General features: G+C 62.8%; 10 protein-coding genes and 3 pseudogenes. 7 read left to right on the plus strand and 6 right to left on the minus strand.

The window, feature by feature from the left end; genetic code table 11:
- The 4 genes from ACXMYJ_RS27010 to ACXMYJ_RS27025 form a co-directional block, all read right to left on the minus strand.
- Nucleotides 1-1,060, minus strand: a 1,060-nt coding sequence (locus ACXMYJ_RS27010; RefSeq protein ID WP_460359334.1) for a DUF1501 domain-containing protein, incomplete at its 3' end; no start/stop codon positions are given.
- A 10-nt stretch (nucleotides 1,061-1,070) separates the two neighbouring features.
- Complete coding sequence (locus ACXMYJ_RS27015; protein ID WP_460359335.1) at nucleotides 1,071-2,426, minus strand: DUF1800 domain-containing protein; 1,356 nt, start codon at nucleotides 2,424-2,426, stop codon at nucleotides 1,071-1,073.
- A 257-nt stretch (nucleotides 2,427-2,683) separates the two neighbouring features.
- Nucleotides 2,684-2,965 (minus strand): acyl-CoA carboxylase subunit epsilon, encoded by a 282-nt coding sequence (locus tag ACXMYJ_RS27020; RefSeq protein ID WP_443187666.1) that lies wholly within the window; start codon nucleotides 2,963-2,965, stop codon nucleotides 2,684-2,686.
- A gap of 37 nt (nucleotides 2,966-3,002) precedes the next feature.
- A complete protein-coding gene (locus tag ACXMYJ_RS27025; RefSeq protein ID WP_460359336.1) occupies nucleotides 3,003-4,631 on the minus strand; it encodes an acyl-CoA carboxylase subunit beta in 1,629 nt (542 codons plus the stop codon).
- Nucleotides 4,632-4,661: 30 nt separating this feature from the next.
- Here ACXMYJ_RS27025 and ACXMYJ_RS27030 point away from each other — a divergent pair, with 30 nt between their 5' ends.
- The 4 genes from ACXMYJ_RS27030 (at nucleotide 4,662) to ACXMYJ_RS27045 (ending at nucleotide 10,032) form a co-directional block, all read left to right on the plus strand.
- The gene (locus ACXMYJ_RS27030) at nucleotides 4,662-5,813 is read left to right on the plus strand and encodes an endonuclease/exonuclease/phosphatase family protein (protein WP_460359337.1); all 1,152 of its coding nucleotides are present in this window, start codon (nucleotides 4,662-4,664) and stop codon (nucleotides 5,811-5,813) included.
- 247 nt (nucleotides 5,814-6,060) lie between these two features.
- Entirely contained in the window at nucleotides 6,061-6,480 is a 420-nt protein-coding gene (locus ACXMYJ_RS27035; RefSeq protein WP_460359338.1) for a hypothetical protein, read from the plus strand.
- A gap of 104 nt (nucleotides 6,481-6,584) precedes the next feature.
- Entirely contained in the window at nucleotides 6,585-8,435 is a 1,851-nt protein-coding gene (locus tag ACXMYJ_RS27040) for a DUF4012 domain-containing protein (protein ID WP_460359339.1), read from the plus strand.
- 103 nt (nucleotides 8,436-8,538) lie between these two features.
- Nucleotides 8,539-10,032 (plus strand): tyrosine-protein kinase domain-containing protein, encoded by a 1,494-nt coding sequence (locus tag ACXMYJ_RS27045; protein ID WP_460359340.1) that lies wholly within the window; start codon nucleotides 8,539-8,541, stop codon nucleotides 10,030-10,032.
- Nucleotides 10,033-10,220: 188 nt separating this feature from the next.
- Here the strand turns inward: ACXMYJ_RS27045 and ACXMYJ_RS27050 are convergent.
- Nucleotides 10,221-11,127, minus strand: a pseudogene (locus ACXMYJ_RS27050) (IS3 family transposase); the annotation flags it as partial.
- 186 nt (nucleotides 11,128-11,313) lie between these two features.
- On the opposite strand from ACXMYJ_RS27050, the pseudogene istA reads away from it, so the two are divergent.
- Nucleotides 11,314-12,844 (plus strand): annotated as a pseudogene (istA, locus tag ACXMYJ_RS27055) (IS21 family transposase).
- Nucleotides 12,841-13,641 (plus strand): IS21-like element helper ATPase IstB, encoded by an 801-nt coding sequence (gene istB, locus ACXMYJ_RS27060; RefSeq protein WP_260751888.1) that lies wholly within the window; start codon nucleotides 12,841-12,843, stop codon nucleotides 13,639-13,641. The pseudogene istA and the gene istB overlap by 4 nt, the downstream one beginning before the upstream one ends.
- A 53-nt stretch (nucleotides 13,642-13,694) precedes the next feature.
- On the opposite strand, the pseudogene ACXMYJ_RS27065 reads toward istB, so the two are convergent.
- Nucleotides 13,695-13,915, minus strand: a pseudogene (locus ACXMYJ_RS27065) (transposase); the annotation flags it as partial.
- 584 nt (nucleotides 13,916-14,499) lie between these two features.
- Here ACXMYJ_RS27065 and ACXMYJ_RS27070 point away from each other — a divergent pair.
- Nucleotides 14,500-15,585, plus strand: a complete 1,086-nt coding sequence (locus tag ACXMYJ_RS27070; RefSeq protein ID WP_460359341.1) for an IS630 family transposase — start codon at nucleotides 14,500-14,502, stop codon at nucleotides 15,583-15,585.
- Nucleotides 15,586-15,730: the final 145 nt, after the last annotated feature.

The raw sequence follows: 15,730 nt of genomic DNA on the forward strand, positions 1-15,730 counted from the left end.
CGCCGTAGAAGCCACCGCGTACCCGATCGCCCGCGATGAACACCGGCCCCGCGGTTCCGTGGTCGGTGCCATCGGAAGCGTTGGCCGCCACACGCCGGCCGAATTCGGAATACGCCATAACGATGACATTCTTGCCGCGCTTATCTTTTGTAATTTGATGCATGAAGCGTGTCATGGCTTTGTCCAGCTCTTGGAGGAGCTTCTGCTGGGTTTCGCGCTCGTCCGCGTGGGTGTCAAACCCGCCCATCCCGACGCTGTACACCTGCGTGGGGACTTCGGCGGCGATGCATGCGGCGACGGTGTCAAGCTGAGCTGCGAGGCCGTTGCTGTCTGCCTCTCGGTCCGCCAGCAAGGGCCCGTCCTCGACGAACATGGGCTCGAGGCCCGTGTTGACGTGCGCGGCAGATCGGTATGAGTTGCGGACCATACGCATTGCCGGGGTGTCCGCTGAATGCGGTTGTCCAAGAGCGGTGATGAGCTCAGTCGCGTTATCGGAAGGCCTGGCCTCCCGCGAAAGCAGCGCACCCACGGCCTTGTCTCCAACTGCCAAAGGGGGAACAACGGAGCCAACATGGAGCGCGCGAATAGGATCTCCGCCGGTGGCATCGAGCCATCGGCCAATCCATCCGGTGCTTGTCGAGTTGTCCAGCGAGGCCGACTGCCAGATATCCATCGATCGGAAATGACTGCGGTCTGGGTTGGGATAACCCACGCCTCGGACGATGGCTAGAGAGCCGTCCTTGAACATGTCGGCCATTCCACGCATCCCAGGGTTCAGGCCGTACTCGTCGTCGAGCTTGATTACCTTGTCGGATGGGTAAGCGAGTTCTGGGCGGGCATCCTGATAAGCGTTGTCAGTGATGGGAATTACCGTGTTGATACCGTCGTTCCCGCCGTACAGCGTGATGAGGACGAAGATCCCGGCGCCATCTTCAAGGGGTCGATCCTCTGCAGCGAGCAAAATGTCGGTCCATGTCGCAGCGGACAAGGAAGCCACGGCGCCCGCAGCGCTCGCGCCGATGCAAGCGCCGAGGAATCCGCGTCGAGTCAATTCCGGCATTTCTATTCCTCTAGGAAGTCAGGTATTCCGGCGTGATCACGGCTGCTGCTACGAGTGCAGTAGGGTTCTTGCGTAACGGCTTCAGAGCTTTCGCACTGCGCTCAGACCAAGCGCCGACACCGATGAGGTATCCGGCAGCGTCGAGACGATCATCCATAGCCGCCTCAGCCACGACGCTCACATCACCGTATGTGACAATTTCGTTTGCTGCCCGCCAGCGGATATTCACCGCCGACGAAGACAGCCATGCTTGGCCATGCGGCCAGCCGCCCACGTCGGGCGGGTAAAACGGTAACTGTCCAAGTGATTTCAACATCTGGGTAACTCTTGCGACCTTGTCAGTGCCATCCAATGGAGCCTGCACTGCTCTCAATAGGCCGACAAGCCATTCCACCGGACTCACGACGACGGTGGCGGAGTTTTCCAAGAAGAGCGGGTCCGTCAGTATCGCGGTCGTCAGCCCGCGAAGGTCGCGATGTGGCCCGTACGCCATCACTAGGCGTTGCAGCGCTGCAGAGGGTGGCGGCTCATCGGAGGCGATCTGTTGCCATAATCTGCCGGCTATATATCGCGCGGAATCCGGTTCACTCACCACGATGTCGCAGAATTCCTGCAAGCCGATCTTCCCGGTGGTGCCAAGAATCGTTTTGGCCGAATCGTCGTGACGCTTCTCCACCAACACGGCGTCAACACCATCGCGAATCGTCCAACCGGTTAGGACGCGCGCGCCTTCTCGGACATCCCGTTCCGAGTAGCCGTTGCCGTGGCCGAGGGCGAACAACTCAAGGAATTCGCGCGACAAATTCTCGTTGGGAGAGCCGGCCTTGTTCTGCTGTCCATCGAGCCACTTGACCATTGCGGCGTCAGTGAGCATGGCGTACGCAAGTTCGCTGAAATCGCCGAGACACAGTTGGCGAAGCTTCTGGTTCTGATTGGCCATGCTTCGGGCGAAGCCAACCTTCTTCATAGAAGTCGCAAAATGGTTGTGCCACAGGAATGTCAGCTTCTCACGCGTTGGGTTCTTGGCAGCCACCATTCGACGTAGCCACCAGTGCGTCAGGTCGGACTGGAGATCTGAGACCTTTTGGGAGTATCGACGACGATCAGCTGCATCCGATCCCTCTGGGCGGTCCGGAACATCGAGATCCGGCATCGGAGTGGCGACAACGCCTGGATCGTTCGGAAAGTCCGCACTCAATAGTTCGCGAACGTACGATGGCGTGTCGCCAAAATTGAGCGCTGAGTCAATATCTGACCCACGCGCTCCAAAACCACTTCGGCGGAGCACACGCGCTGTCTTGATCCACTCAGCTGATTGCGTGGACACGTTCAGCGGCCCCCATAATTGACGTTTGCGATACGGCACGCCCGACGACGCTGCGCTGCGTCACCGACTCCCCACCTTCGGCCACAGATTTGTCTGAGTCAGCGTAGCGCAGTTACCGCGGCGCAGCGAGGTGGGCGCGCGTAGCGAGGTCGGGCCCAGGGGCGAGTGCGCAAGACAGCGATGAGGTTCCTTCCCTCCGCTCAAAACTGCTCTCAATGGCGATCAAACCTGCACAGCGCAAAGTCATTTTGACATGCTGCGAAAAACGAAAGTTTCTAGGCAGGGCCGTAGTTCGCTCATCGCCGCATGTGCATGCGCTCCAGCAGCGTGACGCGCTGCCAGCTGGTGACGTCGTAGCGCAGCTTGTCCACCGGGTGGCCCCACGGGTTGAGTTCCTGGGGGCCGGGATCGGCGGGTGCGCCGCCACCGGCGCCGGCCAGCACGGTCACCAGCGCGGCGAGCTCTTCGAGCGTCGGCTCGCCTTTGAGCACCTGGAAGTGCGGGTCGGGCGGGGGCGGGTCGTCGATGGTCATCTCGCGCGGGTCGGAGACCTCGACGATGTCGGAGTCGTGGTTCATGCGCAAAGTCCTTGTCTGGGAAGGCGTTCAGGCCGGATTACAGCGGGATGTTGCCGTGCTTCTTCGGCGGGGTCTGAACGACCTTGCGCTCCAACAGCTTCAGCGCGGTGGCGACGTAGCCGCGGGTGTGCGACGGCGGGATCACCGCGTCGACGTAGCCGCGCTCGGCGGCGATGTACGGGTTGACCAGGGTGTCCTCGTACTCCTGCTGCAGCTGCAGGCGCAGCGCGTCAACGTCCTCGCCGTTGGCGGCGGCTTCCTTGAGCTTCTGCCGGTAGACGAAACCGACCGCGCCGGAGGCACCCATCACCGCGATCTGGGCGGTCGGCCAGGCGACCACCACGTCGGCGCCCATGTCCTTGGAGCCCATCACGCAGTACGCGCCGCCATAGGACTTGCGGGTGATCACGGTGACCTTGGCGACGGTGGCCTCACCGTAGGCGTAGAGCAGCTTGGCGCCGCGGCGGATGATGCCGTTGTACTCCTGGTCGGTGCCCGGCAGGAACCCGGGAACGTCGACCAGCAGCACGATCGGGATGTTGAAGCAGTCGCACGTGCGGATGAAGCGGGCGGCCTTCTCCGAGGCGTTGATGTCCAGGCAGCCGGCGAACTGGGTGGGCTGGTTGGCCACAATGCCGACAGGGCGGCCGTCGACGCGGCCGAAGCCGACCACGATGTTGCCCGCGTAGCCGGCCTGCACCTCGAGGAACTCGTCGTCGTCGAGGATGCGGGTGATGACCTCGTGCATGTCGTAGGGCTGGTTCGGCGAGTCCGGGATCAGCGTGTCGAGCTCGAGGTCCTCGTCGGTGAGGCTCTCCTCGATCGGGGCATCAGCGTGCGGGGCCGGGTAGCGCGGCGGCTCGGCGTAGTTGTTTGGCGGCAGGTAGGACAGCAGGTCGCGGACGTAGTCCAAGGCGTCCTGCTCGCCGGAGGCGACGTAGTGCACGGTGCCCGACTTGGACATGTGGGTGTGGGCGCCGCCGAGCTCTTCCATGGTGACGTCTTCGCCGGTGACGGTCTTGATGACGTCGGGGCCGGTGATGAACATCTGGCTGGTCTGGTCGACCATGATGACGAAGTCGGTCAGGGCGGGGGAGTAGACGTGCCCGCCGGCCGCGGCGCCCATGATCAGCGAGATCTGCGGGATGACCCCGGAGGCCTTGATGTTGTTGTGGAAGATGCGGCTGTAGAGGCCCAGGGAGACCACGCCCTCCTGGATGCGGGCGCCGGCGCCGTCGTTGATGCCGATCAGCGGGCGGCCGGTCTTGATGGCCAGCTCCTGGACCTTGACGATCTTCTCGCCGTAGACCTCGCCGAGGCTGCCGCCGAACACGGTGGCGTCCTGGCTGAACACGCACACGTCGCGGCCGTCGATGGTGCCGTAGCCGGTCACCACACCGTCCCCGGTGGGACGGTTCTTCTCCAGGCCGAAGTTCTTGCTGCGGTGCTTGGCCAGCGCGTCGAGCTCGACGAACGAACCCTCGTCGAGCAGCGCCAGGATCCGCTCGCGGGCGGTCAGCTTGCCTTTGGCGTGCACCTTCTCCACGGCGGCCTCGCCGACCGGGTGCAGGGCCTCCTCAGCGCGTTTGCGCAGGTCAGCCAGCTTCCCGGCGGTGGTGTGGATGTCAATCTCGTGGGAGGCAGACGGCTCAGTCACGCTGGTCATAGCTCCCGATGCTAATGGCGCGGATCGGCGGTGTCGCGGGCGGCCCTTACTAGTCCCTTAGAAAAGTGGCTGGCGACCCAGGGCCTGACCTCTCGTGCCCGGCGAGGTCCTCCGCTGATTGGTAGCCTGCGGACAACCGCGGGGGCGGCACAGGGGAGGACTCACCTCATTCTTTCCGCACAGCACCGCACGTCGACATGGCGACGACGCGCGACGGTGGTGGCGATCCTTATCGCCCTCGGATTCTCGATCCTGACGCTGGTGATGCGCGCGCTAACGCTGACCAACACCGTGATGCTGGTGATCGCGGTGGCGGCGCCCTACAGCGTGGTGGTGGCCATGATCGGGCTTGTGTGGGCGGTGTTGTCTCGCCGAGTGATTCTGTCGGTGTTGGCGGTGATCGCCCTTACGGCATCGCTCGGAATTCAAGTGCGTTGGTACTACGGCGGAAGCTCCAGTGTCAGCGCAGCCTCGGCCGGCGGGGACGTCCAGGTGCGGGTGTTGTCATCGAATCTGCGCTACGGACGGGCGGACCCAAGCGCGTTCGTCGAATTGGCCCGCAGTAGTGCGGATGTCGTCACGGTGACGGAGTTGACGCCTGAAGCGGTGGGCAGATTCCACCACGCCGGCATCAATGAGGAGTTTCCCTATTCCCTTCTGTTTCCTGCTCCGAACGCGAGCGGGAACGGGATCTGGAGTCGGCACCCGTTGATCCCGCTGTCGCCCACAAGATTCTGGAACTCCAACATTGTCGCGGCACGGGCGCAGATTCCAGGTGTGCGATCCGACGTCGCCGTGGCGAGCATCCACGTCACTTCGCCGATGGCGTCATTCAGCAGCTGGCGCAACGGCACCGTCGCCACCAAATCGCGGCTCAAGGGTCTGGCCGACGCAGTCGAGTCCGGAGCGGTAATCGCATCAGGTGATTTCAACAGCACGCCGGACATGCGACAGTTCCGCGACCTCCTCGCCAACGGATACCGGGACGGTGTTGTCCAGTCAGGCGCGGGCTACGCGCCCACCTTCCCCTCGAAGGGCGCGATCCCGCCGTTGATCACGATTGACCATGTCCTGACGCGGCACGCAAACGTGCACTCCCTCCGCAGTGTCTCGCTGCCGGGTAGTGACCATCGTGCACTTCTAGCCACCGTCGGAATTTCACCCGCGAATGCCCGATCCTGAGAAAAAGCCAAAAAAGCGCATCGCCAGCAAACATGCTACGGCTCTCTCGGGGGAGCCCGAATTTGAGCCGGAAAAGCCGCCGAAGACACCGGGCCTGAGCGGGATAACCAAGCGCCGAGAAGCCCTGGTAATCGGCTGTTTTCAGCCTCGCGACACAGGTTCCTGAAAGAAAGCGCGTTCCGGTTGACAGGGGTTGCGGAGTCTGACATATTCTCAGCTAACTCAACCGGAGTGAAATGAGGGGGACATGGCTACTGTGGCCGCGAAATTGTCTAACGTAAGCACCAAGTTCCAGGTGGCCACGGCGGCCACGGCGGTTGCCGCGGCAGCTGCTCTGACGCCGGCTGTCGCCGCGAACGCGGACATTGCGCTGCCCGCGCCCACGGCGCCGGCGATGACGGAGCTGGCCAACATCGCGGCCGCGCCTGCGCTGGGTGCCGCTTCGATTGCCCAGCAGGGTGGTTGGGTCTGGTTCGGTCCTGCGCGGCCGGACGCCCCGCCGAAAACCACGATCCTCGAGTTCAACACCGCGGCGTTGATCCCGGGCTTCGTCAAGCGGTGGTTCGGCTGGCTCGGTCAGCTCAACTTCGATGCCTGCATCTTCGGCCTCACCGTGTCCATCGGGCCCTACTTCTCGGTCAAGGGTTCGGTCAGCCGGGGCTGCTGATCCTCGTACATGCGGTTAGTCAGATGGGACTGCCCTTTGTGGCAGTCCCATCTGCGTGTTCAGGCCAAGTGACGAGAGTCCACCGACCACGGGAATCCTTCTGAGTGAATAAGTTCTCCCGACGTCCGTTCGGCGATGGGCCGGACGGCGACGACGACCTGTCAACAGACGAAACCGAGCGGCGGCCACACTGGCTGCAGGATCGACACGGCGCGGTATGGACCGCACTGCTACTGCTCGTCGTCGTCATCGCTTTCGGTGTGTGGCTGGGCGTGCGCGCGTTCGACGCCAAAGACAGCCTGGAACAGGCACGTTCGAGTGCACAACAGGCGAAAGATGCCCTGTTGCAAGGCGATACGGGCGAGGCGTCCCGGTTCGCTGACGAGGCGCAGGGTCATGCGCAGGACGCGCGCGACGCGACGCACTCGGTGCCGTGGAACATCGCCTCGGTCATTCCGTGGCTTGGCAGCCCTTTCGAAACAGGCAAACAGATTTCGGACGTGGTACTCGGCCTGGCCGCTGATGTGTTGAAACCGTCGACCGATGTCGGCGTCTCGATCTCCCCCGACAAGTTGTATGTCGACGGCCGAGTCGATGTGCAATCGTTGCGCGCCGAAGAACCTCAGTTGGCCAAGCTTTCAGAGGACGCCGCGCGGCTCGACTCCGAGGCGGCCGGCATCTCAGATCCGGGCTATCTGTCGCTGCTTCGCGATGCCCGTTCTCAGTTGCAGGAGCAAACATCCGATCTCGCGGGCCTGCTGGAGAACACCGCTTTGGGTGCTCGTCTCGTTCCCTCAATGATGGGCGCCGACGGTCCGCGTACGTACTTTATGGGTTTCCAGACCAACGCTGAAGCGCGAGGAACCGGCGGCCTCCTAGGCGGTTTCGGAGTTCTGCGCTTTGAGAACGGCAAGCCCTCCGTCGACGACCTGGGGAAGAACACCGAGCTCACGGATGCGGTCGCGTCCGTAGACCTAGGCCCCGAATTTAACCAGCAGTACGGGTTCACCAATCCGAATACGGATTACCGAAACAGCAACTTGAGTCCGCACTTCCCAAATGCCGCGCAGATCTGGAAGTCGATGTGGGCTCAGAAGACCGGGATGAACGTTGATGGCGTAGTTGCGATCGACCCGATCGCGCTCAGCTACATTCTGAGCGCTGTGGGATCCGTGAGGATGGCCGATGGTGAAGTCATTACTAAAGACAACGTGGTTGAACTAACTGAGTCCACCGCGTACCTACGGTTCCCCACAGACCAGGTCGCACGAAAGAACTACCTTCAAGACATCGCCAATCTCGTGGTCCAAAAAGTTACCGGGCCTGTTGATTCTCCGCGCAAGTTGCTTGATGCCTTAGGCAAGTCGGTGAGCGAACGTCGAATAGCGGTGTGGAGCGCCTCGGCCAACGAGCAGGCGCTGCTGGAGGAGACCCCACTGGGGCACGTCGTGCCTGACGATCCTGCGCCCTACGCCAACGTCGTCATCAATAACCTTGGCGGCAATAAAATGGACTACTACCTAGAGCGCAGCATCGAGTACGTCGCCGACGGGTGTAGTGATCAAACAAGAATGTCCACCGTCACGGTTAGGATGAAGAACACGGCACCGGCCGACGCATCCCTTACTGATTACGTTGCTGGCACTGAGGGTCTGATCGCGAATGTGCCATTTGAAGTGCCCAAAGGTACGATGGTGTCATCTGTGCGATTGCTCGCCACGGCAAACGCCTCTGTCGTGAGCGTGTTGGCGAACGGCGAGCGAATTCCGTTCACACAGAGTGCAGAGCGGGGACATCCCGTTTTCGAGGTGCAGGTGCTGATTCCCCCTGGGCAGTCCGGCGAACTAGTCTTCCGCCTGTCTGAACCCTCGGCAGCCGGGATGCCTTCCGTACCGGTTCAGCCTTTGGTCGACAGTGTAACGCCCATCGTGTCGGTTCCTATATGTTCGAGGTAGCCACACCCGGCAACGAGATATTGAGCGCGGCATTTAACTATATGGCCGCTGCCGCCGGTGGAAGTTGCGCGGACCACTCGTGTTCAGCATTTAAGGGGTTGTTTTGACTCTTCAAGATTTCGTCAGGTTACTGCGAACCCGATGGCTCTCGATCTTTGTCGCCACGACGGTTGTCGTGCTTGGCTCCGTCGCATTGAGCCTACTGACCACGCCTCTTTACCAAGCTTCCACGCGACTCTTTGTTTCGACGAGCGCGGGCTCTTCAGTATCTGAGATATATCAAGGAAGTCGATTCTCGCAGGAGCGCGTGGGCTCGTACGCTGAGTTGCTAAAGGGCGAGACCCTGGCTCAGCGAACTGTAGACAAGTTGGGCCTCGATCTAAGTGCACGCGAGTTGCGAGAGAAGGTAGATGCGAGCGCCAAGGCCGATACCGTCTTGCTCGATGTCAACGTGCTCGATGCCTCGCCAGTTCGCGCACGTGATATAGCAAACACTCTATCCGATGAGTTCGTCGCGATGGTTCGCGAGTTGGAAACTCCCGAGGGCGCCACGCGACCGGATGTGCGAGTAGTGGTCGAGCAACGGGCTTCGTTGCCATCGAGTCCGGTTGTTCCGCAGACAACTCGAAACATCTTGATGGGTATTGGCCTTGGAATACTTCTAGGTATTGCGATTGCAGTTGCTCGTGAGATGTTGGACAACACTGTAAAGACGCGGGAAACTCTGGAAGAGATCACTGGCGCGGGCGTCGTCGGAAGCGTGCCGACGGACAAGGACCGGCGCAGACAAGCAGCGATCTCCTTCGACAACGACAATTCGGCGATTGCTGAGGCCTTTCGCAAGATCCGAACTAACTTGCAGTTCCTCGCGGTAGACAACCCCCCACGCGTGATTGTTGTTACGAGTTCGATGCCGCATGAGGGAAAGTCAACCACGGCGATTAATACTGCGCTGGCATTGGCCGAAGCCGAGTACAACGTGGTACTCGTAGATGGTGACATGCGCCGCCCCACACTAGCTAAATACCTGGATCTTGTTGGTACGGTTGGCTTTAGCACTGTGCTCAGTGGCAGGGCGTCTCTCGGAGATGCGCTACAAAAGACCCGTTTTCCTGGTCTGACTGTGCTTACTTCTGGGACGATTCCGCCGAATCCCAGTGAGTTGCTCGGATCCCAGTCTGCACGGAAGCTTCTAGTCGAGCTACGCAACCAGTTCGACTATGTGATCGTGGATTCCACTCCGTTGCTCGCGGTCACCGACGCCGCGATCATGGCAGCGGGTGCGGACGGGGTCCTGATCATGGCCAGATTCGGACAGACTAAGCGGGATCAACTTGCCCACGCAGTGGGGAGCTTGGAAAGCGTGGGGGCGCCGCTCTTAGGAGCAGTCTTTACGATGATGCCGACTCGTGGTTCGACGTATAGCTACAACTACACCTATTACGGGCCTGATAATGCGCCTCGTGGCAGTGTCCGGCCGGCTTCATCCCTCCCGTCAGCCGCCAACACGCGGCCGTCAGACCGGGACGTGCCTGAGGACACCAGGGGAGCCGATATCGCAGGATCGGTTGGTCGACGCAGAAGAATCGAAGAGTAGTTCCAACGTTTCCCACTAGGGAGATTCGTCGTGCGGGGTGACTGGTCCTTTGCCTGATTCAGCTCATCGAGGGTGCTGAACCCTTCCGCGATCAACCTCGCCGCGGTCGCTAAGTGGGTTTCACTAACCAGCTGCTCTGGATCAGGAGATTCGATACGGGTGAGGGGACCCGTTTGGTGGTCCAGTCGTTATACGACTTGGGGTTGGTGGGTCGTGGTCCACTGTAGAGCGAACTCGGCTGGGGTGAGTTCGCCGTGGGTGGAGGGGGTCGGTTGGCGTTGTCGTCATAGCGCCAGTCCTCGATGATCACTTGGGCCTCCAAAAGCGAGTCGAAGCGCCAGGATTTGAGCAGTTCGTCACGCAGGTGGCCGTTGAACGATTCGATCCAGGCGTTCTGTCACGGTGAGCCGGGATCGAGGAAAAGTGAACCGGCACTGTTGAATCGGCACCAATCTCTCACGGTGTGGGCCACGAACTCGGGACCGTTGTCGAAGCGTACATAGTTCGATGCCCCATGGGTGAGGGCCAGGCGATCCAGCACTTCGACGACGCCATCGGCGTTGATGGCGCGGTCGACCTCGATCGTGAGTGAACTCGTCGATGACGTTGAGCATCGTGAGGGTGCGGCCATCGGCGGTCGTGTCGAACTGGAAGTCCATCGCCGGAGATCACGTTCGGGCGGATCGGTGACATCGCGCCGACGGCCAGACCGATGCCGGTCAGACGCTTCTTGCGGCGGCGCTGCGGGACCCGCAAGCCCTCCTCACGCCACAGCCGGCGGATGCGCCTGTTGGCCTCCCAGCCCGCCCGGCGGACCATCTTCGCCGCCCGTCGCCATCCCCAGCGAGGCCGCTCAGTGGAGAACCGGCCAGCCACGCCCGGAACTCGGCCTTCTCGGTGGTGACCGGCGCCGGCGCCAGCCGCATCGTGGAGCGGTGCAACCCGACGACCGTGCAGGCGCGGCGCCCAGACAGCCCGAACCGCTCATGCAGCGCGATGACGGCGCTGCGCTTGCGGTTCGGGTCAGAAGTTTCCCGAGATCTCCTTGAGTATGTCGATGTCGTGCGCCTGGTTGGCAACCAGCTTCTTGAGCCGGGTGAGTGTGGTCACCTGACTTGGCCCCACTTTGGTCGGTGTTCGTCACCAATTTTGGCCCCGGTGGGTGGGTGAGCGTTTCCGGCCGGGTGGGGCGGTGTGTCGTCACGAATTTTGGCCCCACCCTCGTTCAGATCTTTCCTGTCGCACCGTCGTCCCTGGCGGTCGTCAGGGAGGTCGGTCAGGATGCGGTCACGCGTGGAGCTGTTCGAGAAGATCAGGAAGGACCGGCGGCGCGAGGTGCTTGTCGATCCGTGAGTTAGCAGATCGCCATGGCACCCATCGGCGGACGGTGCGCCAGGCACTCGCTGATGCGGTGCCCCCGCCGCGCAAGGCCTATCCGGCGCGGCCCCGGCCGGCGATCGATGAGTGGGTGTCGGTGATCGACGCCTGGCTGATCGCCGACAAGCAGGCTCCGCGCAAGCAACGCCACACCGCTCGGCGGATCTGGCAGCGTCTGGTCGCCGAGCATGGGGCTACGTGTGCGGAGGTGACGGTGTCGCGGTATGTCGCGCGTCGGCGGGTCGAGTTGGGCCTGGACCAGCAGGAGGTGTCGGTCCCGCAGGCCCATGAGGCCGGTGCCGAGGCGGAGGTCGATTTCGGTGAGTTCTACGCCACGATCGCCGGTCTGGTGGTGAAGTGCTGGATGTTCGTGATGCGACTGTCCCACTCGGGCAAAGCATTTCACGTCGCGTTCGCCACCCAGGCCCAGGAGGCGTTCCTGGAGGGCCACGTCCTGGCGTTCGAGTACTTCGGTGGGGTGCCGGCCCGGATCCGGTATGACAACCTCAAACCGGCGGTGATCCGGGTCCTCAAAGGTCGCGACCGTACCGAGTCTGAACGGTTCACCGCGCTGCGCAGTCACTACGGGTTCGACTCGTTCTTCTGCCGCCCAGGCGTCGAGGGAGCGCATGAGAAGGGCGGTGTGGAAGGTGAGATCGGCCGGTTCCGGCGACGCCACCTCGTCCCGGTCCCCACGGTCGCCTCCCTGGCCGAGCTCAACGAGGTGATCGCCGCTGCCGACGTCCTCGACGACGACCGGGTGATTACCGGGCGCCCGATCACTGTCGGGGCGGCGTTCGCCGCCGAGGCCGCTGCGTTGATGGGGCTGCCGGCTGAGGGGTTCGACTGCGCGAGGCTGCTGCACGCGCGGGTTGATAATCGGGCCAGAGTGTCTGTGCGGCAATGCTTCTACTCCGTGCCGGCCCGCTACGCCGGGCGGCGTCTACCGGTGCGTCTGGCCGCCCGCAGCGTCGAGATCTATGACGGTCCCCGGTTGGTGGCCCGCCACGAACGTGCCGCCGGACGCTACGTCGAAGTCCTCGCCCTGGACCACTACCTGGAGGTCCTGGCCACCAAACCTGGGGCGCTGCCCGGGGCGACCGCCCTGGCCCAGGCCAAGGCCCGCGGCGTGTTCACCACCAGCCATCAGCGGTACTGGGATGCCGCCCGCACCGCCCGCGGCGACGCCAAGGGCACCCGCGCTCTGATCACCGTGCTGCTGGCGCACCGCAGCCTGCCGACGGCCGCGCTGATCACCGCGATGGACCGCGCGGTCACCTCCGGATGCCTGGATCCCGAGGCGGTGATCATCGAAGCCCGCCGCGACACCACCCCGCAGGCGCCGATCGCTGCGATCGGTGCCCTGGCCCGCTACGACCGGCCCGCACCCTCGCTGACCGACTACGACGACCTGCTGACCGGAAGTGACTCATGACCACCACCGCCACCACCAAGCCGGCGACCGCTGATGCCGCCGCGCAAGCCTCCATCGGCGCCGCGGCACGCGAACTGCACCTGCCCACGGTGCGCACCGAAGCCGCCCGCCTGGCCGAGATCGCCGACCGGGAACGCCACACCCATCTGCGCTACCTCGCCGAGGTGCTGGCCGCCGAAGTCGACGACCGCACTGAACGGCGCCGCGCCCGGCGCATCAACGACGCCAAGTTCCCGCGGCTGAAACGGTTGGCGGAGTTCAACATTGACGCCGTACCCGGCATCACCCCGGCGCTGCTGGGGCAGCTGGCCGCCGGGCATTACATGGATGCCGGCGAGCCGGTTGTGCTGCTCGGGGACTCCGGAACCGGCAAATCGCATCTGCTCATCGGGCTGGGGCTGGCGGCCTGCGAGCAGGGCCGTCGAGTCCGATACGTCACCACCGCGCAACTGGTCAACGAACTCGTCGAAGCCGCCGACGAGCGCATCCTGTCCCGGGTCGTTGCCCGCTACGGACGCCTGGATCTGCTCTGTCTCGATGAACTCGGATACGTCCAAATCGACCCTCGCGGAGCAGAACTGCTGTTCCAGATCATCACCGAACGCGAAGAACGCGCGTCCGTGGCGATTGCCACCAACCTGCCGTTCAGCGAGTGGGGCACCGTCTTCCCCGACCCCCGCCTCGTTGCTGCCATCGTCGACCGCGTCACCTTCAACGCCCACATCCTCGAAACCGGCACCAAGTCCTACCGACTACGCACCAGCAAAACCGCCACCCGAGCCAAACGCGCCGACTGACCCAAGCTGGGGCCAAAATTCATGACGACGGTGGGGCCAAATCACTTGACGAAACGCAGCCGGGCGTTCTCGGCTTCGAGCTCCTTGAGCCGTTTGGCCTCGTCGGCCTTCATACCGCCGTACTGAGCCATCCAGCGATGCCACGTCGACTCGGCGATCTCCAGGTGCCGGCACACCTCGCCAGTTCCTGGCCGGTCCAGAGGAGCTTGTTGCCCTCGGCGAGCTTGCGGATGATCTGGTCCGGGGTGTGCCGCCGGCGCTTGTTCGAGGCCATGTCGTTGCTGATTCTTGCTTGCCCGCAGACCGGGCAACACAGTCGCACAACGACTGGACTATTACGAAGGGCTCACCTCACGGGGACTCGTGATCGCGACCTAGCTCGGTCTGCGACGGCCAGCTTGCCACCACGGATCGCCATCCGACTTGCAAAGGCAAGTCTGGAGGTGTTCGGTCTGCCGATGTATGTCTGCCTGCCGACGCATGTGGGCGAATCATGGTCCGGCGAAGCGCCGCGGAATACAGAGACGGGTCTCGCCGCGCATGTCGGCTCGGTTGAATTAGGACGGCAAACTGCAGTCAGCAGCCAGGTGGGAACCCCAGCCGTTGCGATCTCGATGCGGTAGTGGTGGGCCCGGTATTGCGGGCCGGTTTGTCGGACCGCCAGCCAACACAGCCTCCAGAAGCTAGAGAAGCGTTGCAATAACTCCTGGACCCAGCCCCCTAACCACTTGCTCACTTTTCGGCCGGAAACGACAGCGCAGGAGGTATGTTCGACTTGTCCCGACTCAGAAGTTTGATTGCTGCGAGCATACCTAGTGTCCTGAGTCATTAATTACAATCTAGTTGTTAGACTGGGTTGTGCCGACACCGCGTGCTGCCGAGATTGTGTTGACCGCTGATGAGCGGGCCGAGTTGGAAGGCTGGGTACGCCGCCGTAGTAGCGCGGCGGGTCTAGCGATGCGATCGCGAATTGTGCTGGCGGCAGCCGATGGTGGGTCCAACACCGAGTTAGCCGAGCGGCTGGAGTTGTCGATCACGACGGTTCGTCGGTGGCGTAATCGGTTCGTCGTCGACCGCCTCGACGGTCTGCTCGACGAGCCGCGTCCGGGCCGGCCGAGGGTGGTCGGCGACGAGAAGATCAAGGACCTGATCACCGCCACGTTGGAGACCGCCCCGCCGGATGCCACACATTGGTCGACGCGCTCGATGGCCGATCACCTGGGCTTGAGTCAGTCGATGGTCTCGCGGGTCTGGCGGGCGTTCGGATTGACGCCACATAAACAGGATTCGTGGAAGTTATCCAAGGATCCGTTGTTCGTCGAGAAGGTCCGCGACGTCGTCGGGCTCTACCTGAACCCGCCCGAGCGTGCCGTGGTGCTCTGTGTCGACGAGAAAACCCAGATCCAGGCCCTCAACCGCACCCAACCGGTCTTCCCGATGCTGCCCGGCACCCCGGCGCGCGCCAGCCACGACTACGTTCGTCACGGCACCTCAAGTCTGTATGCCGCCCTGGACCTGGCCACCGGCAAGGTCATCGGCTCGCTACACAACCGGCACCGCTCCCAGGAATTCCTGGCGTTCTTGAAGAAGATCGACGCCGAAGTCCCCGCAGACCTGGACTGCCACGTCGTGCTCGACAACGCCTCCACCCACAAGACCCCCGCGGTAAAGCGTTGGCTGACAAACCATCCCCGCTTCGTCCTGCACTTCACCCCGACCAGTTCGTCCTGGCTCAACCTCGTCGAACGCTGGTTCGCCGAGCTGACCACCAAGAAACTGCGCCGCGGCACCCACACCTCAGTGCGTCAACTCAACGCCGACATCCGAGCCTGGATCGACACCTGGAACGACAACCCCCGGCCCTACATCTGGACCAAAACCGCCGACCAAATCCTAGCCAGCATCGGAAACTACTGCCGCCGAATTAATGACTCAGGACACTAGCGGAAAGAGGCGACTTAGGGTGTTGGCCGTCGCTCAGGATGCAGACGATGGCGTCACTGTGGATGCAGACGTGATTTCGGGGGTCGGTCTGCATTGTGACGGGGTAATCGTCGCGGCGACGCGGTGGTCGTCATGGTGACGACTG

The sequence above is a fragment of the Mycobacterium sp. ZZG genome (assembly GCF_054786995.1).